Source organism: Candidatus Chloroploca mongolica (assembly GCF_004762035.2).
GTDB lineage: Bacteria > Chloroflexota > Chloroflexia > Chloroflexales > Chloroflexaceae > Chloroploca > Chloroploca mongolica.
Genome location: NZ_SIJK02000072.1, coordinates 1 through 23,940 on the forward strand (window position 1 = coordinate 1; position 23,940 = coordinate 23,940).

General features: G+C 57.5%; 18 protein-coding genes. 12 read left to right on the forward strand and 6 right to left on the reverse strand.

The features are described 5' to 3' along the window. The coding region (locus EYB53_RS22455) for a hypothetical protein (RefSeq protein WP_205712734.1) at positions 1-251 on the reverse strand (251 nt) is incomplete at its 3' end. A 650-nt stretch (positions 252-901) separates the two neighbouring features. Between EYB53_RS22455 and EYB53_RS22460 the strand changes: the two genes are divergently transcribed. Next, a complete protein-coding gene (locus EYB53_RS22460) occupies positions 902-1,117 on the forward strand; it encodes a hypothetical protein (RefSeq protein WP_135481309.1) in 216 nt (71 codons plus the stop codon). A gap of 416 nt (positions 1,118-1,533) precedes the next feature. On the opposite strand, the gene EYB53_RS22465 is transcribed toward EYB53_RS22460, so the two are convergent. After that, positions 1,534-3,105 carry a sensor histidine kinase gene (locus EYB53_RS22465; protein ID WP_167857553.1) on the reverse strand — a complete coding sequence of 524 codons (1,572 nt, stop codon included), beginning with the start codon at positions 3,103-3,105 and terminating at the stop codon, positions 1,534-1,536. Next, positions 3,098-3,781, reverse strand: a complete 684-nt coding sequence (locus tag EYB53_RS22470) for a response regulator transcription factor (RefSeq protein ID WP_135481311.1) — start codon at positions 3,779-3,781, stop codon at positions 3,098-3,100. The genes EYB53_RS22465 and EYB53_RS22470 overlap by 8 nt, the downstream gene beginning before the upstream one ends. Positions 3,782-4,054: 273 nt before the next feature. On the opposite strand from EYB53_RS22470, the gene EYB53_RS22475 reads away from it, so the two are divergent. From EYB53_RS22475 to EYB53_RS22495, 5 genes are all read left to right on the forward strand, one after another. Further along, entirely contained in the window at positions 4,055-4,789 is a 735-nt protein-coding gene (locus EYB53_RS22475; RefSeq protein ID WP_135481313.1) for a PepSY domain-containing protein, read from the forward strand. A gap of 5 nt (positions 4,790-4,794) precedes the next feature. Further along, a complete protein-coding gene (locus EYB53_RS22480; protein WP_135481315.1) occupies positions 4,795-5,133 on the forward strand; it encodes a hypothetical protein in 339 nt (112 codons plus the stop codon). Positions 5,134-5,191: 58 nt separating this feature from the next. Next, complete coding sequence (locus EYB53_RS22485) at positions 5,192-6,151, forward strand: FAD:protein FMN transferase (RefSeq protein ID WP_135481317.1); 960 nt, start codon at positions 5,192-5,194, stop codon at positions 6,149-6,151. Continuing rightward, on the forward strand, positions 6,148-7,119 hold the full coding sequence (locus EYB53_RS22490) for a hypothetical protein (protein ID WP_254151196.1): 972 nt from the start codon (positions 6,148-6,150) through the stop codon (positions 7,117-7,119). Before EYB53_RS22485 ends, EYB53_RS22490 begins: the two co-directional genes overlap by 4 nt. A 209-nt stretch (positions 7,120-7,328) precedes the next feature. Continuing rightward, positions 7,329-7,997 (forward strand): NAD(P)H-dependent oxidoreductase, encoded by a 669-nt coding sequence (locus EYB53_RS22495; protein ID WP_135481319.1) that lies wholly within the window; start codon positions 7,329-7,331, stop codon positions 7,995-7,997. Positions 7,998-8,118: 121 nt separating this feature from the next. Here the strand turns inward: EYB53_RS22495 and hutH are convergent, their stop codons facing one another. Beyond that, entirely contained in the window at positions 8,119-9,666 is a 1,548-nt protein-coding gene (hutH, locus tag EYB53_RS22500; RefSeq protein WP_135481321.1) for a histidine ammonia-lyase, read from the reverse strand. Positions 9,667-9,925: 259 nt separating this feature from the next. On the opposite strand from hutH, the gene EYB53_RS22505 reads away from it, so the two are divergent. Continuing rightward, on the forward strand, positions 9,926-14,890 hold the full coding sequence (locus EYB53_RS22505) for a PAS domain S-box protein (RefSeq protein WP_167857554.1): 4,965 nt from the start codon (positions 9,926-9,928) through the stop codon (positions 14,888-14,890). Between the two features lie 130 nt (positions 14,891-15,020). On the opposite strand, the gene hutI is transcribed toward EYB53_RS22505, so the two are convergent. Together hutI and EYB53_RS22515 are read right to left on the reverse strand one after the other, a co-directional pair. After that, positions 15,021-16,307, reverse strand: coding sequence for an imidazolonepropionase (hutI, locus tag EYB53_RS22510; protein ID WP_135481325.1), 1,287 nt, complete (start codon positions 16,305-16,307; stop codon positions 15,021-15,023). 75 nt (positions 16,308-16,382) lie between these two features. Next, positions 16,383-17,000 (reverse strand): Uma2 family endonuclease, encoded by a 618-nt coding sequence (locus EYB53_RS22515; RefSeq protein WP_135481328.1) that lies wholly within the window; start codon positions 16,998-17,000, stop codon positions 16,383-16,385. Between the two features lie 325 nt (positions 17,001-17,325). Between EYB53_RS22515 and EYB53_RS22520 the strand changes: the two genes are divergently transcribed. The 5 genes from EYB53_RS22520 (at position 17,326) to EYB53_RS22540 (ending at position 23,591) form a co-directional block, all read left to right on the forward strand. After that, entirely contained in the window at positions 17,326-18,225 is a 900-nt protein-coding gene (locus tag EYB53_RS22520) for an alpha/beta hydrolase (RefSeq protein WP_167857555.1), read from the forward strand. A 23-nt stretch (positions 18,226-18,248) separates the two neighbouring features. Then, positions 18,249-18,938: a hypothetical protein gene (locus EYB53_RS22525; protein WP_135481332.1), complete on the forward strand. Its 690-nt coding sequence runs from the start codon at positions 18,249-18,251 to the stop codon at positions 18,936-18,938. Further along, positions 18,935-20,002, forward strand: coding sequence for a hypothetical protein (locus EYB53_RS22530; protein ID WP_135481334.1), 1,068 nt, complete (start codon positions 18,935-18,937; stop codon positions 20,000-20,002). Before EYB53_RS22525 ends, EYB53_RS22530 begins: the two co-directional genes overlap by 4 nt. 15 nt (positions 20,003-20,017) lie before the next feature. Further along, positions 20,018-20,680, forward strand: a complete 663-nt coding sequence (locus EYB53_RS22535) for a YIP1 family protein (RefSeq protein WP_135481336.1) — start codon at positions 20,018-20,020, stop codon at positions 20,678-20,680. Between the two features lie 397 nt (positions 20,681-21,077). Next, positions 21,078-23,591, forward strand: coding sequence for an HAD-IC family P-type ATPase (locus EYB53_RS22540; protein WP_135481338.1), 2,514 nt, complete (start codon positions 21,078-21,080; stop codon positions 23,589-23,591). Positions 23,592-23,940 lie beyond the last annotated feature (349 nt).

Consider the following 23,940-nt stretch of genomic DNA (forward strand, 5'->3'; position numbering starts at 1 on the left):
GGCGAGCGCAGCGGGGTGCCAACGCCAGCCATGTCATTCCGAACGGAGTGAGGAATCTTCCCTGCGGCGCATGGAAGACCCCTCGCTGCGCTCGGGGTGACATTGCTGGCGCAGCGAGGGCGTCCGGTCGGCGGGCTTCCCACCAGGGCGTGCCGATCCGGTCGATCGCCGCGGTCGGTGGCCGCGTCGCCTGCGGCTGGCACCGCGCCACGATCGGTGTTTGTGCCCATCAGCGGCGCAGCACTGGTCATGACTCGCACGTCATATGAAAAACCTACCCCCAAGAGAGACTGCTGAAAAAGTGGTCTGAGTACACTAGATGTAGTATTTAGCGACAGTGTGAACACTATATCTAGTGGTGTCGCAGTACTTTTTCAGCAGTCTCCAAGAGGAGTAGGACCTGGCAGCAGTCCATGAAGCTAACTAGTGTGTAACCTACGTTTCTTGATACCAACGGGGGCTTCGGCAGGCTCAGCCTCCGCCGTGGGCTGAGCCTGCCGAAGCCAACGCCCCGCGTCCGCTGTGGGCTGAGCTTGCCGAAGCCACGCCCCGCGTCCGCCGTGGGCTGAGCGTGCCGAAGCCACGCCCCGCGTCCGCCGTGGGCTGAGCGTGCCGAAGCCACGCCCCGCGTCCGCCGTGGGCTGAGCTTAAGGTCAAGCATTGTGCGCAAAAGCGCAACCTTCCGCATGTCGATCAGGCAGCACCTATCATTCAGAATGATCCGCATGGCGTGCCGTGGGTCCCCTCACTTGTACTTCGACGCTTTGCATAGAGCAATGGAGCAGTTCGGCCGCCCGAGGGAGCGACACCATCTGTTCAGCGAGCGCACGATATACCAACTGCTCGAACCGCATTGGCTGCTCGAACGGCGGGCAATCTTCCAGTGCAAAAGGAATACGCAATGACTACAACGACCGCGTATCGCGAACAAGTCCTCCGCGAAGTAAATGCGCTTCCCGAAGAGTACTTGCCGTACCTGCTCCAAATCGTACAAACGTTCCGTGATAGCGTCACCCTGAAGCCCGCAGCGGCGAGCTTGAAGCAGGGATGGCATGAGGCACGCACGAAGGATCTCACACCAATACATGAACTTTGGGACGGGATAGATGTCGCGTAACGATGAATCAGCGTCCACGTACGACGTCTTTTTTACCGGGGAATTCAAGCGAAATCTCCGCCAATTAGCCAAGAAATATCGGCGGATTAAAACAGATATCCAGCCGCTTTTGACCGAGTGTACAAGGCCAAAGGTGTCGCCTTCGTCCGAGAGCCGAAGTCAGAGAGCTACGGCACGGTCGCAGTCTTTGTAGACCTGCACGGGAACCAGTGGGATCTGATTCAACCCGCTACAGGGTCGCTGCCGAGTGACGCCTAACCCCAATACCTTGCAAAGAAGGCGGCTCTTTTGACGCAAAGGCGCAGAGGTTTTTTTGACGCAGAGGCGCAAAGGCGCAGAGGGTTTTTGATGCGAGGGCGAATGACAAGCATCTGCGCTAGTCGGGTTTGCGCTTACATCAAACGTGCGGCCGACGGTCATAGAGGCGGCGGCCGATGAGACACGGGGAGCCGCACCCACACGTCGGTGCCCTGGCCGAGGGTGCTGGTGGCACCAATGCTGCCACCCATTGCTTCGATCAAGGCTTTGGCAATGGCGAGGCCCAGGCCGGCGTTGCCTTCGGTGCGCCCGCGGGCCTGATCGGCGCGGTAGAAGCGCTCGAAGATGTGTGGGAGATCAGTTGGGGCGATGCCGTTGCCGGTATCGCGAACCGTTACGCAGATGCTGCTGCCCTGCGGTTCGGCGGCAAGCGTGATGGTGCCACCAGCGGGGGTGTGACGCAACGCATTGTCGAGCAGGATGAGCAAGACTTGATGCAGGCGATCAGGATCGGCGTTGACACGCCCCTGGACTGAACCTGCTTGTACGGCAAGGCCACGTTCGCTGCCAAGACGTGCAATCTGGCGCTGGATCTCGCCGAGCAGTGGCGGCAGATCAACGGGGGCGATGTTGAGCGGAAGCTTGCCGCTGTCGAGCCGCGAGAGCACGAGCAGATCGTCAACGAGCCGCGCCATGTGGTCGCTCTCGGTCAGCACATCGCCGAGCAGTTCGCGCTGGTCTTGATCATGCGCTGGCGTGCCGCGCAAGGCCACTTCGGTGCTGGCCCGAATGAGGGTCAGCGGGGTGCGCAATTCGTGGCTGGCGCTGGCGATGAATTGCTGCTGACGCTGCCACGCCTCCTGAGCAGGTTGCAACGCACGGCCAGCAAGCCACCAACTGGCGAGACCAATGCCAACCACGCTCAGCAAGGCCAGGCCCAGCAAGCTAACCATCAATTGATTGAGCACCCGCGCCTGATCGCTGAGCACGCGCCCTAGTTGCAGGGCGACCGGGCCATCGGTGCGCGTCAGCCGATAGGTCAACAGACGCACCTCGCGCCCATCAGCCGTCTGGACAGTGCGGACATCGCTGCCGTTGGCAAGCGCCTGAGCGAGCGCCTCGCGTTGCGGCGCAATCGGCACCATATATGGATTGGGATCAAAGAGCACGCGCCCACTCGCATCAAGGGGCAGCACAAAGATCGCCGCAAGTTCGGCATCATACGCAACCGACGCAAAGGCATCGACACTCGTGGTCGGCGAGGTCGCAAGGGGCACCGGACGCGACCCATCGTCGTCATCTTTGTCTCTGATCGTCCCGTCGCTCATCACCATCAACTCGGTGCCATCGACAAACTCCACCTCAAAGACCGTACGCCCGCGCTCGGTCTCCGCTTTCACCCGGCGCACCTCGCTCTGCTGATACGATGCGCTCGCCAGGGCGGCTGCATCATCCATTGTCAGTGGACGATCAGCGGGGCGAAGATCGGGGAGCAGGCCGAGTTCACCGCGGACAATTGACCAATCGCGGTCAGCCGGAACGAGATCAGGCGGAAGGGGGGCAGCCAGGGCATGAAACTCGTGGGCCATTTTGTGTTGCAGGGCAAGATCGGTGATGCCCTGAAAATAGCGGGCGACCACCAGGTAGGCCCCACCACCAACAAGCCCCACCAGCAGCAGGGCCGTCAGCATATAAAGCAGCGTCAAACGCAGGCGTAAGCCCTTAAACACGGTCAACCTCCAACCGATAGCCAACGCCGCGCACCGTCACAATCGGATCGGGCTCGCCGGCAGCATTCAGCTTGCGCCGCAAATACGAGATATAGACCTCAACCATCTGTGGTTGCACATCCTGCTCGTACGACCAGACATAATCGAGAATCTGCTGTTTGGTGAGCGTCTGGCCGACATTGCGCAGCAGATATTCGAGCAGATTCCACTCGGTGGGGGTCAGGTCAAGCGAGCGCAGCCCACGCCGGGCCGTATGGTTGCGCAGATCGAGCACAAGTTCGCCGTTGCGCAGTTCATCAAGCGACGGTGCCGTTGAATGAAAACGGCGACTGAGCGCCCGCACGCGCACCAGCAACTCTTCAAAGGCAAACGGCTTGACCAGATAATCATCGGCCCCGCTGTCGAAGCCGGCCACCTTATCTTCAACCTGGCCCCGGGCGGTCAGCAAGAGCAACGCCGTCGCCAGGCGCGCTGCGCGTGCCGCACGACAAATGGCAGGCCCGTCACGGCCTGGCAGCATCCAATCAACGATCGCCACATCATAGGTACCACGCAACAACAGATCGAGCCCGGCTTCACCATCGTGAGCCTGATCAACCTGATAATGTTCCTCACTCAAAACCCGCGCCACCAAACGGGCGAGGCGCTGATCATCCTCAATCACCAACACACGCATAGTTCCTCCTCATCTCACCTGCATCATACCGCAAAAAGCTTGGAAAAACCTTGGAAGATTGCCCCATCACTTTAAGCATCTCTTTAGGTTGCGAGGTTATGCTTACCTTATGAGATATGAATGGCCTTGCGGCGCAGGGTTGCGAGTAGGGCTAACGCCCTACAAATCCATGCTTGTGCTGGTGAAAACGGCCAGCGAAGCTAGCCGTTTTCACCAGCACAAGCGAAATCCCTGAGGGCCGCAGGCTCTATAAAAAAGAAAGGCATGTGTAACATGACTCAGCGTACGATGTTGATAATTGCAGCAGGTTTGACCGCGTTTGTACTGGTACTGGTGGGTGGGTTGGCAAATCGTTTGAGTAGCGGAACGGCTGTCGTGCCAACGGCAACAACGGCTAGCGCACCTGCACAGGCCACCGAAGGCACGCTTGATCCAACGGTTGAAGCCCTGATCCGTGAGCGTGAGGCTGCGTACCAGCAGGCCCTTGCCGAGGCAAATAGCCGCCTCGAACAGGCGAATCAGCAATTAGCCGAGATGGCCCAACAGACCGTTCCTGCCGCCGATCAGGCGGTGACAACGGCACCCGCAGCGGCACCCGTCACCTACGCCGTCACGCCTGAGCAAGCGCAGCAACTCGCGCTCGAGCGGGTTCCAGGGGCGACGCTGATCCGCACCCCTGAGGTGGTGAGCTATCAGGGTGTTGCCGCCTATGAAGTTGTGCTTGATCAAGGCACGCTCTATGTTGATGCGCAGAGCGCGGCAGTACTTGCTGATAGCACGACGCCTCGTGCTGCATCGGGGGGGCAAATCACAGCCGAAGAGGCGGCACAAGCGGCCTTGCTCTATGCTGGCGGGGGAACCGTGCGCAAAACCGAGCTTGAGAACGAACGAGGTGTACTCGTCTATGAAGTCAAGTTCATTGATGAGAGCGAAATCTATGTCGATGCCACCACCGGTCAGGTGATCTATGCCAAGATCAAGGGTGAGCGCCATTCAGAGGAGGACTGATCACGATGAAGAAGCCGAAAGCACAGGGGCAACGTACGCAAGGGGTGAAACTGATGATCAGTGCGGCAGCCCTGGCGGCAACGCTTGGGGGCTGGGCCACCTTGAGTAGCCAGGCCACGCCAGAAATGGTTGCCGCGCCCGTGGCAGCAGTCGTGAGTGCGCCACCCGCGTGGTTGCTCAACCCGCCGCCCATTCCGACGCTGCAAGCCATTGGCACTACGCCCGCTGCGGTACAGGCACCAGTGACGCAACCCGTGGTTGTCGCACCGGCACCGGCCCTCCGCGAAGTCGTGGTGGCCCCGGCCCGGCCGGCGCCCGTCACCACGACACAGTCGTCGCGTTAACGTGGTCTGTGAACGAAATTTTCTGATGATTTGACGCAAAGGCGCAAAGGGCGTTGTGATGGTTCAGCTAACATTTCGGGCCATGGGATCGACCATCCTGGTGCTGGTTGAGAGCGATGATCCAGTTGCTGAACAGGCGCTGCATCAGGTTCCTGACTGGTTTGCCACCTGGGAAGCAGCTTTGAGTCGCTTTCAGGTCGAGAGCGAGTTGATGCAACTCAATCGGCGGGCAGGCACGGGGTGGGTCACGGTCAGCCCTGTGCTCTGGGATGTGCTGGAGGTGGCGGTAGAGGCGGCGCAGGCAACGAATGGCCTGGTCACGCCTACATTGCTGGCCCACCTGGTTGAGGCTGGCTATGACCGGGATTTTGCCAGCTTGCCTGTTGATCGTCCATCCCCAGGCGCTAATGGTTGGCCGCAAAAAGACCAATTATCAGCGCATAACATAGCTTTGTGGCACGTGATCAAGCGCAACCCGATGACACGCGCCGTGGCATTGCCGGCAGGCATGCTGCTCGACCTGGGAGGCTTTGCCAAGGGATGGGCTGCTAGTCAGACAGTGAGGCGTCTGGCGGATTATGGGCCGACCCTGGTTGATGCCGGGGGCGACATTGCCGTCAGTGGCACCCGTCGCGACGGCTCGCCCTGGCCTATTGCCGTGGCCGATCCCCGTCAACCAGACCATGAACTAGCGCTGGTGTTGCTGACAAAGGGTGGCCTGGCCACGTCGGGGCGCGATTATCGGCGCTGGCGACAGGGGGCGGATGTTCTCCACCATATCATTGATCCACATACAGGGAAGCCCGCCACGAGTGACCTGCTGAGTGTGACGGTGGCCGCACCAACCCTGGAGAAAGCAGAAGCAGCGGCAAAGGCGGCGCTGATCCTTGGGAGTGAAGCAGGGCTGGCATGGCTTGAAGCGCAACCAGAACTCGCCGCCTTGCTGGTACCTGAAGAGAACCAACCTATTCAGACGACAACCTGGACTGCCGTCTGTTGGAAAGAGAGTGCATCATGACAACGCCCGAATCGACGGCACCAGCAACAGCAGCGCAGACAAACCAGACCGTTGCAACGGACACCTCCGAGACACCCGTGCCTGCGGCGTCCACGCCACCAGGCGACCAGACGCCCACCCCGGCAGCAGCGCAAGGCGCAGGTTCACCTGTTGCGGCCAGGCCGGCGCCGGTCGAGACGGCCAATCCAGTTCCACCGCGAGCCACGCGCACACCGGCTGCGACCACGCCCGCGCCGCGGCGAGCACCAGCTCCCGATCCGGATTTCACTGATCTGCCCCCGGCGATGGCGCCCCAGGCGCTGATCGGGCTATTGCTTGGCGCTATTCTGGGGGCCTTTGCCGCCGTTGTTGTCTTGCCGACATGGTTGCCGGGGCTCAGTGCTTCGCTGCTGGGGGCCGAGCCAAAAGCCTACTGGTACCTGGCGCGCAGCAGCGCCATGGTCGCCTATGCCCTGCTCTGGCTCTCGATGGTCTTTGGCCTGCTGATGACCAACCGGCTGGCGCGGCTCTGGCCGGGCGGGCCAGTCGCCTTCGACCTGCACCAACATACGAGTCTGCTGGGCCTGGCCTTTGCCATCTTTCATGGGCTGATTCTGCTGGGCGACACCTACATCGAGGCGAGCCTGTGGCAACTGCTCGTCCCCTTTGCCTACCAGGGTTTTGCGCCGTTCTGGGTGGGCCTGGGGCAACTGGCCCTCTATGGCTTGGCACTGGTTGGACTCAGCTTTTATGTTAAAGATCGCATTGGCAGAACCATGTGGCGGATGATCCATTTCTTGAGTTTTCTTGTTTTTATCTTTACACTCGTTCATGGCATCTGGAGTGGAAGTGACAGCAGCAACGGGATAATCAACGGTTTTTACTGGTTGAGTGGTGGCACGATCCTCTTCTTGACGGTCTACCGCGTATTGGTGAGCCGTCAGGCAAAGAGACCAGGAAAAAGCAAACAGGCTACGCCTGTGTTATGATACCTTTCGCAACCATATTCTTTTCTAAGACAAGGTTTCAGCATGGGGTATGCTTGCTTGACAGTTTGGAGTGCCGACTTCAGTCGGCTTTTTACTCAGCCGACTGAAGTCGGCACTACGATCACCACAAACTGTCAAGCGCCTACGAACCTTGTCTAAAACGTTAACCGGTGCTGGTATGTGGTGATGCTTCGTGAAAGGTGATCGGCGTGAAGGCGTTTCTCGTCTACTGGCATCCCGAGCCCCAGAGTTTCAACCATGCCATGTTTGTGACGGCCCAGGCAACCCTGACCCGGCTTGGAGCGGAGGTCAAAACGTCGGATCTGTATGCAATGGCGTTTGACCCTGTGTCTAGTCGGAAGAATTTTACGACGGTGCGCGATCCGGCTTTTCTCAAGCTTCAGACTGAAGAGATCTATGCCTCAGAGCATCAAGGCTTTGCGAGTGATCTGGACGAGGAGATGGCGAAACTTGAGTGGTGCGACCTGATGATCTGGCAATTCCCGCTCTGGTGGTTCGGGTTGCCAGCGACCATGAAGGGGTGGGTTGATCGCGTCTTTGCGATGGGGCGCATCTATGGGGGCCGCCGTATGTACGAGGGAGGCGTGTTTCGCGGCAAACGTGCGTTGCTCTCATTGACCACCGGTGGCCCTGAGCAAGCCTATGTGCAACAAGGCTTTCACGGTGACATCAACGCGATCCTCCAGCCGATCCAGCGCGGCATGTTGCAATTCGTCGGGTTCGATGTGCTTGCCCCGCAGGTTGTCTATGGGCCGGTACGGATGAGCGACACGCAGCGTCAGGCGGAACTGGATCGCTTTGCGCAGCGCCTGGGTCGGCTTGATCAGGAGACGCCGCTTGCCTGGGAAACGTACTAGCCTCGATACCTTGCACATAAGGTGGCTATTTTGACGCAAAGGCGCAAAGGCGCAAAGGTTCTGGTGACCCAAGCAGAGCGAGCGGTGCGGCAAAGCCGCACCGCTCGCGAGGCGTCTATCTCTACATCGCTGCGGTGACAGCGGCGACGATTGATCCGTCGGCGACGAGCCTGCGCACCGCCTCGATATGCGGGTACATCACGGTATCGCATTCGATAAAGGGCACGTGCTGGCGGATGAGTTCGTACGCAGCCCTGGTGCCGCGCCCGAGGCGAGCCTGGGGGCCGACGATCTGGCGGCGAAAATCGAGGCCCTGCGCCGCCGCGAGCAACTCGATCGCCAGGATCTGGGCAACATTATCAAGGATTGTGCGCGCCTTGAGCCCAGCGGTCATGCCCATGCTGACGTGATCTTCGACGTTGGCCGATGAGGGGATGGTATCAACACTGGCAGGGTGCGCGAGGATCTTGTTTTCGGTCGCCAGCGCCGCCGCAGTGTATTGCACCAGCATAAAACCCGAGTTGAGCCCGCCTTCGTTGGTGAGGAACGCAGGCAGCGTCTGGATATTCGAGGCTTCGTCGGTGAGGCGCATGATGCGTCGTTCGGCGATGTTGCCCAGTTCAGCGGCAGCGAGACCGAGGTAGTCGAACGCAATCGCCAGTGGCTCGCCGTGAAAGTTGCCCCCTGACAGAACGGTGATGGCCTGGTCTGCTTCGTCAATAAAGATGAGCGGGTTATCGGTGACGGCATTGAGTTCGATGTCAAAGACCCAGCGGGCATAGGCGATCGCGTCACGTACGGCCCCATGAACTTGCGGAATGCAGCGCAAGGTATAGGCATCCTGCACATTGCGCGGGTCGTGGCTGCGGGTCAATTCGCTGCCGGCAAGCAGCGCACGCAGGTAGGCGGCGCATTCTTGCTGACGCGGGAAAGGCCGCAGGGCGTGAATGCGTTCGTCGAAAGCAAGCACCGTCCCGTTCAGGGCTTCGAGGCTCAGGCAGCCGGCAATATCAGCGGTCTGGCTCAGCAGTTCAGCCCGGTGGGTCTCAAGCGCACCCAGGGCACACATACCCGTCGTGCCATTCGTCAGGGCCAGGCCCTCTTTGGCGGCGAGTTGGCATGGTTCAAGACCGGCGCGGCGCAGCGCCTCGGCCCCGGGCAGGCGTTCCCCGCGATGCTCGGCCTCACCCAGGCCAATCAGCGGCAGCGCCATATGCGCGAGTGGGGCGAGATCGCCACTGGCACCGAGCGAGCCTTTGCTGGGAATAAGCGGGTGAATGCCAGCGTTGAGCATCGCCAGCAACAGTTCGAGGGTCGCAGGGCGAATCCCCGAATGACCACGGGCAAGCGTATTGGCACGGATCAGCATCATCGCCCGCACCGTGGGCGTATCAAGCAGCGGGCCAACGCCAACCGCGTGGCTCATCACGATATTGTGTTGCAGCTGCACGACCTGATCGGGCGGGATCAGCCGGTCTTTGAACGCCCCAAAGCCCGTTGTAATGCCATACGCAATCTCGCCGCGTTCGAGCAACTGCTCAACCGCCCACGCCGCCCGCGCCACCTTCGTGGTCGCCTCGGGGCTCAACGCAACCGCAGGCGCACCGGGTTGCCCATACGCCACGGCCAGAACCTGTTCGATGGTCAAAGCTTCGCCATTGATCTGCATATTGTGCAACCTCCAGTTCAGATAACCAGGCACACCTGCGGACGAAGCACCAGTTGGGCTTGGCGCTGCTGCGCCTGACACCCCTCTTTTGGGAATAGGTCTTTGAGGTGCGTCAAGCCCAGTCGTATCATATCACAGACGTATCTTCCAGTCGTGATCAGGAGACAGTGGGATCTATCACGAGGATGGTATAATTATAATGACCTTGCACATCAACTGAACCATAGCAATGTTGCCCACAAACGGATGGGAGGGTCCTATGTCCACAACAATGACCCAATCTGAGCTTGAAAGTGAATTAGCACGGGCACGCGCACAGGTAGTGGAACTGGAAACAGTGATTGAAGCATTGGATGTCAGTTTATGTTTCTGGATGCCAGATACAACTTTGACCTTTGCCAATGGAAAATACAAAAAGATCTTTGGTGTTCAGGGCGAGGCGCGGGGGCAAAAGTGGATCAACTTCTTGCCAGAAGATGCGCGCGCTTCCACGGCGGCATTCTATGCCGAAGTGACGGCCAACCCGCGCACAGTGAGCTATGAACATCCCGTTACGGTAGAGGATGGAAGGGTACGGGAATATCATTGGATCGATACGCCTATTCAGGATGAACATGATAAAACAACAAGATTTTTATCGGTTGGCATTGATATCACCGAGCGCAAACAAGCCGAAAAATTGACTGCCGCGCAGCGGGATCTAGCCCAGTTGATCGCACAGGAGTTGCCAGCGGCAGACGCATGGGCAGCTTGCCTTCAGGCCGCGATTGTTGTGTCAGGCTTAGATTGTGGCGGGCTGTATCTTTTCAATGCAAACAACCGGGCCTTTGAGCTTGTCTATCATCAAGGGTTGAGCGACGACTTTGTGCGGGCCGTTGCACATTTTGGCGAAGACAGCTCGGGTTCTCAGCTTATGCTTCGTGGCACCATGATCTCTTTCACAGAAGCTGAACTGCATACCCGGAGTTATTACCAGGCTGAGGGCCTGCGCTCTTTGGCGGTTATTCCGATTCAACATCGCGGGCAGGTTCTGGGTTGTTTAAATATTGCTTCACATGTCCAAGCTTTTATTCCAGAACAAACACATCATATTCTGGAGACGATCGCTGCAGAGATTGCGAATGTGCTTATTCATCAGCAAACCCAGGCGGATCTGGAACGCAGCCACGCCCAGTTGCAGCAAACCCTTTTTGCCGCACACATGGGCACCTGGCGTTATGACGTTCCTGGCCGCCGTATGTCTTGGTCGCCCGAGGCGGCGCAGATCATTGGGACGGAGCAATCTGAAGAGGATTTCAGCACGATCATCGAGTATTTTCATCCAGAGGATCGAGATAGAGCGGCCAATGCGCTGCAAGAGACATTGACGCAAAAGAGCATCCCCAAAATTGAATATCGCATGTTCACGGCCTCAGGCGATTTGCGCTGGGTTACAAATTACGCAAAGTTTGAATATGATCAAGAAGGAAATCCGCTCGCAATTTCAGGGCTGATCCAGGATATCACCGAACGCAAACGGGTAGAAGAAGCGCGCCGCGAAAGCGATGAGCGCTACCACCTGCTCTTCCAGTACATGGCTCAGGGGGTTGTTTTTCAGCAAGCGGATGGGCAGATCATCCACGCCAATCCGTCTGCCGAACGAATTCTGGGCCTGACTCTGGATCAAATGCAGGGTCGCAAGTCCATCGACCCACACTGGCATGCTATCCAGGAGGATGGGTCGGCCTTTCCAGGGGAAGAGCATCCCGCGATGGTCTCTTTGCATACCGGCAAACCCGTGCATAATGTGGTCATGGGGGTCTACAATCCCCAACTAGAGTCTTACCGCTGGATCAATATCAATGCCGTGCCGCGCTTTTTCACTGGCGGCGAGAAGCCCTACCAGGTGTTCGCGACCTTTGAAGATATTACCGAACGGAAGCAGGCCGAGGACAAATTGCGGCTCGCCGAACAACGCTACCGCGCCCTGATCGAGAACGCGCCGGATGGCATTGTGTTGATGAATGTGGATGGCAGTCTCAAGTATGCTAGCCCGTCTACCGAGTGGATCATGGGTTTTGGCAGTGATGAGGTACTTGGCTTGAACCCGTTTGAGCTCACTCATCCCGACGATAGGGACATGGTGCTTGAAAAACTCGCTGAACTGCTCCGGAACCCCACGTATGTACCAACGATTCAATACCGGTTCCAGAAGAAGAATGGGGAATGGCGCTGGATCGAAAGTACGTTCAGCAATCTGCTGGCCCAGCCAAATGTTGAGGCGATCATTATCAATTTCCGGGATATCCATGAACGCAAGGCAGCTGAGGAGGGGCTCACCAAGAGCCAGGCCTTGCTGACCGAGGCGCAGCGCATTGGTCGCATTGGGCATATGGAATGGAACGGCCGCGATCAGACGCTGATCTGCTCAGACGAGCTGTACGATATTTTCGAATTGCCGCGTGGGACAGGCATAACGCAAGACACTGTTGCGCAGATGATGCTCCCCGGTGAACAGGAACGGGTTGAGCGTCTGGATATGCTTGCCATGCAACAGCAGACTGACATCGAATATGAATTCGGCATTCGCACCAGCGACGGAAGCATTCGCTGGCTGCACCAGATGGGGAAAATGACCTATGACGAACATGGCATGCCCCTCCGCATGATGGCAATCATCCAGGATATAACCGAAAGGAAGAAAACTGAGCAGACTCTGAGCGAAAGCCGGACACGGTTGGAAATGGCGCTCAAAGGGAGCAAAGCCGGGATGTGGGATTGGAATGTGCAGACTGGTGCGACCATCTTCAATGAACGCTGGGCCGAGATTGTAGGCTATGCCCTGCATGAACTCGAACCAATCAACATCAAAATCTGGGATGATCTGTGCCATCCCGATGATCTGAAGCGATCTACTGATCTGTTGCAGCAGCATTTTTCAGGCGAGACCGAATTTTATGCGTGCGAAGTCCGCATGAAACACAAGAATGGCTCGTGGGTGTGGGTCATGGATCAGGGCAAGGTGATGGAGTGGGATGAGCAGGGCAATCCCGTCCGGATGTTTGGAACCCACCTCGATATTACCAGGCAAAAACGCGAGGAATTGTATACCCAGGCGATCTTACGGCTAACGAATGCATCGTATGCGACAAACAAGATGGACGATCTGATGCGCACGATGCTGGATGAAGCCGAGGCGTTAACCGACAGTACGATCGGTTTTTTCCACTTTGTTGATGACGACCAGAATACGATCAACTTGCAGGCATGGTCGACGAATACCTTATTGCATGCATGTACCGCTGAAGCTCATGGGCAACATTACCCGGTGGATAAGGCGGGCATATGGGCAGATGCCATCCGCAGCGGCGAACCGCATATCTATAATGATTTCCCTTCCCTCATACATCAAAAAGGCATGCCAGAAGGTCATGCCCCCATCAGCCGGATGCTCTCTCTGCCGATCACACGGAACAATCTTGTGGTGGCTGCCATGGGCGTGGGCAATAAGCCAGAGCATTATACTGAAGAGGATCTGGGTATCCTGCAACGTCTTGCCGAGACGGTCTTTGATATCATTATGCGCAAGCGGGTGGAAGACGAATTGCGCACCAGCGAAGAGAAATATCGCCTGCTTTCCGAAGAGTTGGAGGAACGCGTGAAGCAACGCACCACCGAGGTGCGGGATCTGTATGAGCATGCCCCAACCGGCTACTACTCTTTGAATGCCGATGGTCACGTTGTCGCAATCAATCAGACGGCGTTGACCTGGCTTGGCTATGTGCGCGAAGAAGTCCTGGGGGCTTCATTCGAGAGCTTTGTTACCAGAACGAGCACCGCGGTCTTCAAGGAGGCCTTTGCCGAACTGAAGAAACGTGGAGAGATGTTGAATATCGAGTGTGAAATGAAGCGCAAGGATGGCTCCACATTCCCTGCGCTGCTCAACTCGGTGGCAATCCTTGATGCATACGGCAATTACCTCCAGAGCCGATCCACAATCTTTGATCATACCGAACGCAAACATGCAGAAGACGCCCTACGCTTCAGCCGCGACCAGTTGAGCACGGCCAATACCGCTTTGCAAAAGGCCTCACGCGCAAAAAACGAGTTCCTTGCCAACATGAGCCACGAACTGCGCACGCCCCTGAATGGCATTCTGGGCATGGCTGAGATCTTGCTGGAAGAGATTCGTGGGCCGCTGAACGAACGCCAACGTAAAATGGTCGCGGTCATCGAGTCGAGCGGACGGCATTTGCTCAGCCTGATCAATGACATCCTCGACCTGTCCAAGATCGAAGCCGGCAAGCTAGCGATTCACATTGAGCAGATTGCGGTGGCGGATATCTGTGAAACAAGCCTGGTCTTCATTAAGGAACCGGCCATGAAGAAAGGCATCAAGGTCGAGTTCGATCTAGATCCGCAGGTTGTGATAGTGCGCGCCGATGTGCGTCGTCTCAAGCAGATCTTGATCAACCTGTTGAGCAATGCGGTCAAGTTCACGCCGTCCAAGGGGCAGGTCACCCTTCAGGTCAGGGGCGATGTGGAACACCAGACGCTTGACTTTACGGTGATCGATACTGGCATCGGCATTGACCCAGAAGATCTGAAGCGCCTGTTTACCCCCTTTACCCAGGTGGATAGCAGCCTGACGCGTGGGCATGAAGGCACGGGCCTGGGTCTGGCGCTCGTCATGGAGTTAGTTGAACTGCATGGCGGCAGTGTCAAAGTGGCAAGTGATGTCGGCGCGGGAAGCACGTTTACCGTGTGCTTGCCCTGGCACAATGCCTTCGAAAAAAGAACACCAAAAACAGATACGAGATCATTGGAACGCCTGGCATCTGGGCAGTCTTCTGAACAGAACCAAGCTCAATCGCTGGGCAAGATTCTTCTGGCAGAAGATATGGAAACGAACATTATGATCATTAGCGATTATTTGGAAAGCCTTGGCTATGCTATCATCACGGCAGCCAATGGACAACAAGCCATCGAACGCGCCCAAGAGCATGTGCCCGACCTGATCCTAATGGACATTCAAATGCCAGTGATGGATGGGCTGGAAGCCACCCGCCGGTTGCGGGCGGATGCGCGTTTTGCCACCGTGCCCATCATTGCGATCACAGCCCTGACAATGACCGGCGACCGCGAGCGCTGCCTTGAAGCCGGCGCCACCGACTACATCAGCAAGCCGATTAAACTGAAGCAACTCGGCGAGATGATCCAACTCTTGTTGAACACAACTGATTGAGGAGTGTGGGAAATAAGTTTCCTGATGCTTTGCGCCCTGGGAGCGAGGGCGTCTCGCCCTCGAACGCCCCCGAGGGCGGGACGCCCTCGCTCCCAGGCTTGCCTGTTACCCCACGTGTGAGCAGTTACGTTCATCGGTGCAACGTAGCGCAGAGCTTGCCCTTTTTGATCACCTGAGCAACCGGATTGCCGCCAAATTCGTAGGCCAGGTAGCGATAGTCGTCGATATCGAGCAGCAGCAAGTCGGCCTGTTTGCCCACTTCGATGGAGCCGATGCGTGCGCCGAGGCCAAGCGCGTGGGCGGCGTTGATGGTGCAGGCGTTGAGCGCTTCGCCTGGCAGCAGGCGCTGGTAGCGACAGGCGAGCGCCATGACCAGCGGCAACGAGGGGCACGGTGCCGAACCGGGATTGATATCGGTGGTCAGCGCGATGGCGGCCCCAGCATCGATCATTGCCCGCGCTGCGGCATAGTGGGTGCCGCCGAGGTTGAGCGTCACCGCCGGGATCAGGACGCCAATGGCCGGGCTAGCGGCAAGCTGGGCGATGCCTGCCGCCCCCGTCACATCAAGATGATCCACCGAGACGCACCCCATCGCAAGCGCCATTGCTAGCCCACCGAGTTCGTTGAACTCGTCAACATGGGCTTTGAGCGGCAGGCCCAGCGCCGCTGCGGCTGCGAGCATCCGTCGCGACTGGTCAACATCAAACGCACCCTGTTCGCAGAAGACGTCAACAAAGAGTGGCACCTCTGCTGCGGCAAAGTGGGACTGGCGATACCACGCCACGGCGGCGGGCAACATGTCGTTGATCACCAGATCGAGATAGGCCTCGGTACGCCCTGCATAGTCGGCGGGCACCGCATGCGCCCCAAGAAAGGTCGGCACCAGATCAAGCGGGTGCGTCTGGTCGAGCAAGGCCGTGGCCTCAAGCTGACGCAACTCGGCGGCAGTCGTCAGACCATAGCCCGTCTTGGCCTCGGCGGTGGTAGTGCCCAGGCGCAGCATCTGGTCGAGGCGAGGCCGCGTCGCGGCCACAAGTTGGTCAACCGAGGCAGCAGCAGTGGCCCGGGCGGTACTGGCGATCCCGCCCCCGGCGGCCATGATCTCCTGATAGGTCGCCCCGCCGATCCGCAATTCAAATTCGTCCAGCCGATGACCCGCATACACCACATGCGTATGTGGATCAACAAAACCGGGGCACACGACCTTGCCGTGGGCATCAATTTCAGTGACGGCAGCATAGGCACGGCGCAGATCTTCCGAAGGGCCAACCGCCACGATGGTTGAGCCCTGCACTGCCACCGCGCCATCGGCGAGCAGACCAAGCTCACGCAACGCGGCCCCCCGTTTCGGGCCAGCGGGCGACGCACATGTGATCACCTGGGCGGCACGATGAATCAAGAGATCAATGGCTTGCATCTAGCGTTCCTCAAAAGCCGGTGCTGCGCTCGTATGCTGGGATGGTTGCCAGCTTCGCTGGCAACCATCCCAGCCCTATGTTGCATCAAACACCTCATCAACAGACACACTGAAATCATCAATAAGCTTCGAGCGAGCACGCTCGCCCCGTGCGAAGACGCCATAGGTGACGTAAGCCGCGTCATCAAGAACCAGCACAGTGATGGTAGCGGTGAGCGGATTGACAATCCAGTATTCGAGGATGCCCGCCTCGGCATAATCGAGTGGCTTTTCGTCGGTATCACAGGTCGGACGGTCAGGGCTGACGATTTCCATCACCAGATCAGCGCCAAGCCAAGCGTCATTCTGATTGCGGGGATCCTGGGCATCAAGCAGAACCACCAGATCTGGTTCACGAAACTTGCCCGGACGCAGCTGAAGCCGGAGCGGGGCGAAGAGAACTTTGCCTCCTTGTGGACGGAGCAGCAGTACCAGCAATTCATAGAGGAACGCAAGGATGATTTGATGATCGCGTGTCGGCATCGGAAGCACCTCGATAACGCCATCCGTAAACTCGATGAGATGATTGGTCTGGTTCGTCAGCTTGAAGTATTGCTCGACACTCCACAAACCCTGGAGCGGTTCCAGGGCAAGATCGAGCCCATCAACGGCACGAACCATGCGCAGGTCACTTGTGGACACATCAGTCGTCATAGCGCTACCCTCGGCGTGAGGCGAGTATCTGCACACAGTATACCGATCAACCCACCTGCACGCAACGCACCTATTCTGGTGGGGATGGCGAAGGCCGGCTTCGTGTTCCGTAGACGAAGCCCCTTTGCTGCGCTCCTAAGAAACAAAAACTGACACCATTTTGACACAATACTATGCTATACTTGCTCGACAGAGTTCAGCAACGATAAGTACACATATGATGAAACACCCAAACCCTGAGCAAAGATCAGGCTTATTTGCACGTATGGTCACCCCGCGTACCATCAGTCTAGCCGTCCTGTTTGGTACAGCGGCAGTCTTGGCAATGCCACCACGCACAGGGCATTTGCGTACACGGGGCAGGCCCAGCACCAGCTATGCCGAGGCCTGCGAACGCTTTGCGGCCCTGGCAGCCCTGGATGGGCCAGAGGTCAATGCGCAGTGCGGTTCGCGCTTGCTTGATCACGGTGCCCCAACTGAGTCAGTGGTTGTGCTGTTGCATGGCATGACCAGTTGCCCCGTGCAATTCAACGTGTTTGGCGAACAATTGCACCAACGTGGTCATACGGTGCTGATTCCTCGGCTGCCACGGAATGGCATGGCCGATCGGCGTACGGCAGAACTTGGGCGTTTGCAGCCAGCCGAACTGGTGGCCTTTGGCGACGAGGTGGTAGACATTGCTTGCGGCCTGGGCAAGCGTGTCATCGTGCTGGGGCTCTCGGCAGGGGGCACAGTAGCCGCATGGATCGCACAAGAACGGTCTGAGGTTGCACGGACGATCATGATCGCCCCGTTCCTGGGCATTAGCACGTTGCCCCTGCTTCGCCAAGCGGTGATCCGCAACACCCTCTTGCGCATACCCAATATTATGGTTGACGACAAGCCGGAAGAAGCCGCGCGCAAACCCGAGTATAACTATATCCGCAAAGCCTTGCGGAGCTTTGGGGTGATGATGCTCGTAGGCGAATACGTTTTGCGCGAGTCGCGTCGACGCCCGCCCGCTTCAGGCGAGGTAATCGTCGTGACGAATGATGCCGATACAGTCGTTAATCGTCAGTTGATCGATCAACTGACCCGGAACTGGCAAGCAGACGCTCATCAGCGGGTGATTCCATTTTCCTTCAGTGCCGATGATAACCTGGCCCACGATATGATTGACCCGCGTCAGCCAACAGCACGTATAGATTATGTCTATCCGCTTTTGACACAGTATCTTGAAGCATAAAGGCATGTTTCAGGTGTACCATTATGCCATTTGATCTACGACCACTCTTTCAAGCCTTCCTGTCGCTCTGGACCTTGTTGTTCCAGCTTGAACATCTCAATGGCAGCCTGCTCGAACTGATCCACTCGTATGTGGGTTTGCATGTTGCCTTTGGCATCTTCTTCCTGGCCGGGCTCTCCCAGGCGTATGGAACACGTGCGGTGATGCTGTTTCTCAACCGCGTCGGGCGGCGTCCCTTCTTTCTGAACCTGCTGATCACCAGCATCCTGTTTGTCTTTGGGGCCGTCATCTGGGCCTTTAGCATCCGCGAGATGAGTGCGCTCTTTTTCGGCAATCCGCAGCCACTGTCGTATGCCATTCAAGCAGTGGGCCTCGCCTATCTGCCGCTGCTCTTTGCCTTCCTTGCCTTCGTTCCCTATCTCGGGCCAGGCTTGTTGGTACTGCTTCAGGTCATCAGCCTGATCCTGGCGATCTTCAGCATCAGCATTGGCCTGGATGTAACGCTGGGCGAAGCGGCAGTGATGACGATCGGTGGCTGGATAATCTTGCAACTCGTACGCTGGCTTACCACCAGGCCAACAACGGCGCTGAGTCGCTGGTTGCTGCGCGTCATTTCAGGACGGGATGTCCACTATCAACTGCGCGATATTGTGCCGCCAATGCCGCTAGGCCTCAGTGACCAGACCAGCACGTCTGCGGAGGAAGCATCGTGACCTTGTTTGTCTATACCTTGCAGTTGATGATCAACTTCATCCAGATCTTTGGCCTAGAGCTCCTATTTCTGGTCAGTCTGATGATCTTCGTCGTCCTGCTTGCAGGGTTGATGGTGCCGTTAAGCATCTTGGGTTGGTGGGCCGGAGGCGCTGAGTCGGCACGGATTCGCGAGGAACACCTCGCCCCCCAACCCAAACCAGCCCGCCCATCGGTGCATGCGCGGCCACACCCTAGCGATACTGCCACGAAGCCAGAACACTTCCTGGTCTATCTCTCGGGGATCGGCGATGTCTCGGGCGAATACCTGGGCGATTTAGAATGGGACTTCGTCAATCGGCTGAAAGAGGCGTTGCCGCATACGCATGTGATCCATAATATTTTTGCTTTTTCAGTGAACAATGTTGGCCTCACTGAAGAGAGTCGCTTCGGGCGGTTCTGGGATTCTATTCAGCAGGCTCGTGCGGGCAGTACACGGATGCGTTCGCTTGGCGGGCTGATCAACTTTCGCAATCTGCTGCATGTAGCGGTTTCTGCTGACCAACGGTATGGCCCGGTCTTCAACTATGGCACTGCCAGCACGATTATGCAATCCTTGCTCGAGGCGGGCTATCAACCAGGTGATGGGCGTCCTGTTACCTTGTATGGCTACAGTGGCGGCGGCCAGGTCGTCTTAGGCTCAGCCCAGTACCTCAAGCCAGCGATTCAAGCCCCATTGCAGGTGATCTCGATGGGCGGTGTGATGTCTGATAGCTACAGCATTGCGCTCGCCGACCAGATTATCCATCTGGAGGGGGACCTGGACAGTGTGCAGCGCCTCGGCGATTACCTGTTTCCGCGTCGCTGGCCGATTGCCCGCAACTCACGCTGGAATAAGGCTGTTGCTTCAGGCAAGTTACGCCGCTTCTCTACTGGCCCAATGACCCACTCTGGCTCGGCAAGCTATTTCGATGATCAGAGTTTTTTGCCCGATGGGCAGAGCTATCTGGACTATACGATTGAGCTTGCAACAACATTGATTGAAGAGTTTCGGGTCGGCTCGCGTTCGCCCTCGGTAGAACAATGAGATGAAGGTAACACGATGCTCATGACCATGCTCCGCAGCAGCATTGCCATTCTGCTGCGCCCGTCAGTGACCACCTTCGAGGCTCACGAGCGCAATAGTTTGCGCTGGGCGCTGGCCTATGTGTCGCTAGGCGCACTGTTGACGGCCTTGCTGGGGATCGCATCATTTTATCTGCACCGCCCTTTTATGGATGCGCAACTAGACGCGATCGCCGCTGAGTTCACGAATTTTGGACAGGCGATCGGTCAGGATCTGCCGATCGCCGAGTTTATGTTTCCCGCCGAAACGCATACCCCTCTTTTGTCCAATGCGTTGGGGACGCTGATCGGTTTTATGACCTATTTAACGATTGTTTTTCTGCTTGGCAAGGCGCTAGGTGGGAGCGGCACGTATGGCGAACTGGCATATGATGTAGCTCTTTTCTGGGTGCCAATTTCAGTCGTGTCAGCCACACTTAATGTCTTCTCGATCAGCCTGTTCTCGTGTCTCACCGCGCCGGTGGTTGTCTTTGTCTCTTTTTACGGCTTTTACCTGACCTTTCTGAGCGTGCAGGCAGGGCTGAATCTGCCGCCGATGCGGGCGCTGGTTGTTGTTCTCGTGCCAACGACGTTGTTTTTTATATTTTTCTGCGGCCTTCTGGCCCTGGCCTTTCTCGTGATCAGCCAGGTGCCGCGCTGAATGTGATAAGCTTTCGGTTGCTTCAGGCTGGCGATGTTCCTTCCCCTAGGCATGTGCGGTCACCCCCTTAAACCCTTGTGGGAGAGGGGGCATGCTCTCAGGTAGAGAGTTTTTGCGGGATGGCGTCCCAATGCGCTTTTCCCCCCCACCCCCCCGGCCCCCCTCCCCCACAAGGGGGGAGGGGGGAGATGGGAGCCGAAAACCTAATGGTGCTGCGCTCAAACTCCCCTCCCCCCTCGTGGGGGAGGGGCAGGGGGTGGGGGGGACAGGGCGTTGCCAGCCAAAAACTCTCTACCTGAGAGGAGGGGGCAGGGGGGTGAGGGAGAAAAAGACATCAAGACGCGATCCGAGAAAATGCTCTACCTGCACGTGAGAAGTGAGAAGTGAGGAGTTCAGTATGGTTCAGGATGTTGATGCTGGGAACACGCTTCCGCTGCAGGGTCTGACAACGCAAGAGGTTCAACAGCGCATCGCCAACGGCCAGGTCAACAAGGTGACCGGCATTGCGACCCGTAGTTATGGGCAGATTCTGCGTGAGAATGTCTTTACGTTTATCAACAATATGCTCTTTGGTCTGGGCCTTATCCTGCTGCTGCTGGGGCGTCCCTTTGATGCGCTGATCTCGGCGGGCGTGGTCTTTATTAATGCGATGGTCAGCAGCATCCAGGAGTTGCAGGCCAAACGGCAACTCGACCAGATTGCGCTGTTGAATCTTCCCCGCGCAATTGTGCTGCGCGATGGGCAAGAACAGCAGCTTGCGCCTGACGATGTTGTGCTCGGCGATATTCTCAGAGTTGATGCAGGTGACCAGATCATCGTTGATAGCGTGATCGTCAAGGGGCAGATCGAAGTTGATGAGTCCCAACTGACTGGCGAATCTGACTTGATCGTCAAAACAAATGGGGACAAGGTTTTTTCGGGGAGCTATTGCGTCTCGGGCAGCGCCTTCTACCGTGCCGAGAAGGTCGGCAACGAGAGTCTCTCGAATCAGATTACCGCTGGCGCACGCAGCTACAAACGTGTGCTGACGCCCCTCCAGCAGGATATCAATGTGCTGGTGCGCGTCTTTTTGCTGATTGTGCTCTATCTCGAAATCATGCTTGTGCTCAACTCGTTCATTCAGACCCGCGGCTTCACCGAGAGTGTGCAGGATGTGACGGTGGTAGCCGGACTGATTCCAAATGGCCTGTTTCTGAGCATTGCCGTTGCGTATGCGATCAGTGCGGTGCGGATCATTAAATTCGGCGTGTTGGTGCAGCAATCCAACGCGATCGAGTCGCTCAGCAATATTGATACGCTCTGTGTCGATAAGACCGGCACCCTGACGGCGAATCGGCTTCAGATGAACGCCGTCTTTCCGCTGGGAATGGGCGAAGCCGAGTTGCAGGACATCCTGGGCGAGATGATGGCAAGCACGCAGGCTGGCAATAAGACCAGTGAGGCAGTCGCGGCGGCCTATCCCCGCCAGGCGCGCCAGGTCGTTGAAGAAGTGCCTTTTTCGTCGGCACGCAAGTGGAGCGCAATTGCTTTTGGGGAAGCCGACCGGCGCGGCATCTATGCGCTGGGGGCGTTCGAAATGCTGCAGCCCTATCTGAGCGATCACGCGCATGGCGAGACGATGCAGCAGCAAATGCAGACCTGGTCTGATCAGGGTTTGCGCGTTCTGGTTGTCGCCTATCACCCTGACCCGACGCTGCTCAGCAATCAAGGCGACGCGACGCAGTTGCCGCCACTGCAACCAATCGGGCTGATCAGCCTGAGTGACGAATTGCGCCCCGAGGCCCGCGAGACATTAGAACGCTTTCTACGCGCTGGCGTTCAGCCCAAGATTATCTCGGGTGATAGTCCCGAAACCGTCGCAGCGCTGGCGAAACAGGCCGGCTTGCCAGGTGATATCAAGCTTGTCTCGGGTCCACAATTGGCGCAGATGAGCGAAAGCGAATTCGCCGAGGCTGCCGCCAGTGCGACGATCTTTGGGCGCATCACGCCGCAGCAAAAAGAGAGCCTGATCAAGGCGCTGCGGGCACGCGGGCACTATATCGCGATGGTAGGCGATGGCGTCAACGACGTTCTTTCGCTCAAGCAGGCTCATCTCGGCATTGCAATGCAGAGCGGCAGCGCGGCGACGCGCAATGTTGCCGATATTATCCTGACGAATGACTCGTTTGCGGTGCTATCACCAGCGGTCGAAGAAGGCCAGCGCATTGTCAATGGCATGCAGGATGTCCTGCGCCTCTTTCTAACGCATACCGCGATCCTGGCAATGATTACGCTGTCGACCTTGATGGTGAGTAGCGCTATCTTTCCGATTCGACTGATCCATTCGGCCCTGATAACCTTTCTGGCCGTAGGCGTGCCCACACCGTTGATTGCATTATGGGCACGCCCTGGCGCAATCGCGCGCGTTGGCCTGATCCGGCGTTTGTTGCGCTTCTTGCTGCCGACGGCGCTGCTCTCGGGTATTTTTGGCCTGATTGTGCTCTACGGGTCAATGTTCATCGAATTCGTGGTGCAAGGCGGCCTGAGCATTCCGCCAGAGGAACAGGTTGTTTTTGGGGCGACCATCATCACCTACGCCCAGAGTTCACTCACAACCTTTTTGCTCTTGACGGGCCTTTTGCTGGTTGTCTTTGTCGAACCACCAACAGCGTGGTGGGTCGGCGGCGACGAACTGAGTGGCGACTGGCGCCCGACGATCCTGGCTGCCGTGTGCGCAGGCATCTATCTCACGATCCTCTTTGTCCCACTCTTCCGCGGCTGGGCAACCTTGCAATTGCCAAGCCTGGCGAGTTTTGGCTTGATCCTAGGATGCGCCATCGCCTGGCTCTTTCTGCTTCGTTGGGTCTGGCGCAGCAATGCCCTGGGTCGCTTTCTGGGCGTTGATTTTGGCGTATTGCCACATCAGCAGTAGAAGGCGGCATAGCCACCTTTTTAATAAACGGTGCATACATACATGCATTCTTATCATCGACATTGTTGCACTTGCACGCTATACTAGAAGCAATACTTTTCAAATAAGCTCACGCGAAGGCGCGAAGGCGCGAAGGGTTCGCTCACCTACGCGAAAAACGTTGCGCCTTTGCGCCTTTGCCTCAAAATAGCTGCCTTATTTGCAAGGTATTGATACTAGAAGTGATGAGAACAAGACATCCATAAATAGATCTATCAGATCTCTTCTTCATCACTCACAGCCATGATCTGATCTGCCCCAGGTTCAAGGAGTCAGTGTGACGCGATCGCTTGTCTAGCCTCACGGAGGA

Excerpts from the sequence above, each read along its gene's own strand:
- EYB53_RS22460 (WP_135481309.1), top strand. The coding sequence starts at position 902 with ATGACTACAACGACCGCGTATCGCGAACAAGTCCTCCGCGAAGTAAAT.
- EYB53_RS22470 (WP_135481311.1), bottom strand. The coding sequence starts at position 3,781 with ATGCGTGTGTTGGTGATTGAGGATGATCAGCGCCTCGCCCGTTTGGTG.
- EYB53_RS22475 (WP_135481313.1), top strand. The coding sequence starts at position 4,055 with ATGACTCAGCGTACGATGTTGATAATTGCAGCAGGTTTGACCGCGTTT.
- EYB53_RS22480 (WP_135481315.1), top strand. The coding sequence starts at position 4,795 with ATGAAGAAGCCGAAAGCACAGGGGCAACGTACGCAAGGGGTGAAACTG.
- EYB53_RS22485 (WP_135481317.1), top strand. The coding sequence starts at position 5,192 with ATGGTTCAGCTAACATTTCGGGCCATGGGATCGACCATCCTGGTGCTG.
- EYB53_RS22490 (WP_254151196.1), top strand. The coding sequence starts at position 6,148 with ATGACAACGCCCGAATCGACGGCACCAGCAACAGCAGCGCAGACAAAC.
- hutH (WP_135481321.1), bottom strand. The coding sequence starts at position 9,666 with ATGCAGATCAATGGCGAAGCTTTGACCATCGAACAGGTTCTGGCCGTG.
- EYB53_RS22505 (WP_167857554.1), top strand. The coding sequence starts at position 9,926 with ATGTCCACAACAATGACCCAATCTGAGCTTGAAAGTGAATTAGCACGG.
- hutI (WP_135481325.1), bottom strand. The coding sequence starts at position 16,307 with ATGCAAGCCATTGATCTCTTGATTCATCGTGCCGCCCAGGTGATCACA.
- EYB53_RS22515 (WP_135481328.1), bottom strand. The coding sequence starts at position 17,000 with ATGACGACTGATGTGTCCACAAGTGACCTGCGCATGGTTCGTGCCGTT.
- EYB53_RS22520 (WP_167857555.1), top strand. The coding sequence starts at position 17,326 with ATGCCACCACGCACAGGGCATTTGCGTACACGGGGCAGGCCCAGCACC.
- EYB53_RS22525 (WP_135481332.1), top strand. The coding sequence starts at position 18,249 with ATGCCATTTGATCTACGACCACTCTTTCAAGCCTTCCTGTCGCTCTGG.
- EYB53_RS22535 (WP_135481336.1), top strand. The coding sequence starts at position 20,018 with ATGCTCATGACCATGCTCCGCAGCAGCATTGCCATTCTGCTGCGCCCG.
- EYB53_RS22540 (WP_135481338.1), top strand. The coding sequence starts at position 21,078 with ATGGTTCAGGATGTTGATGCTGGGAACACGCTTCCGCTGCAGGGTCTG.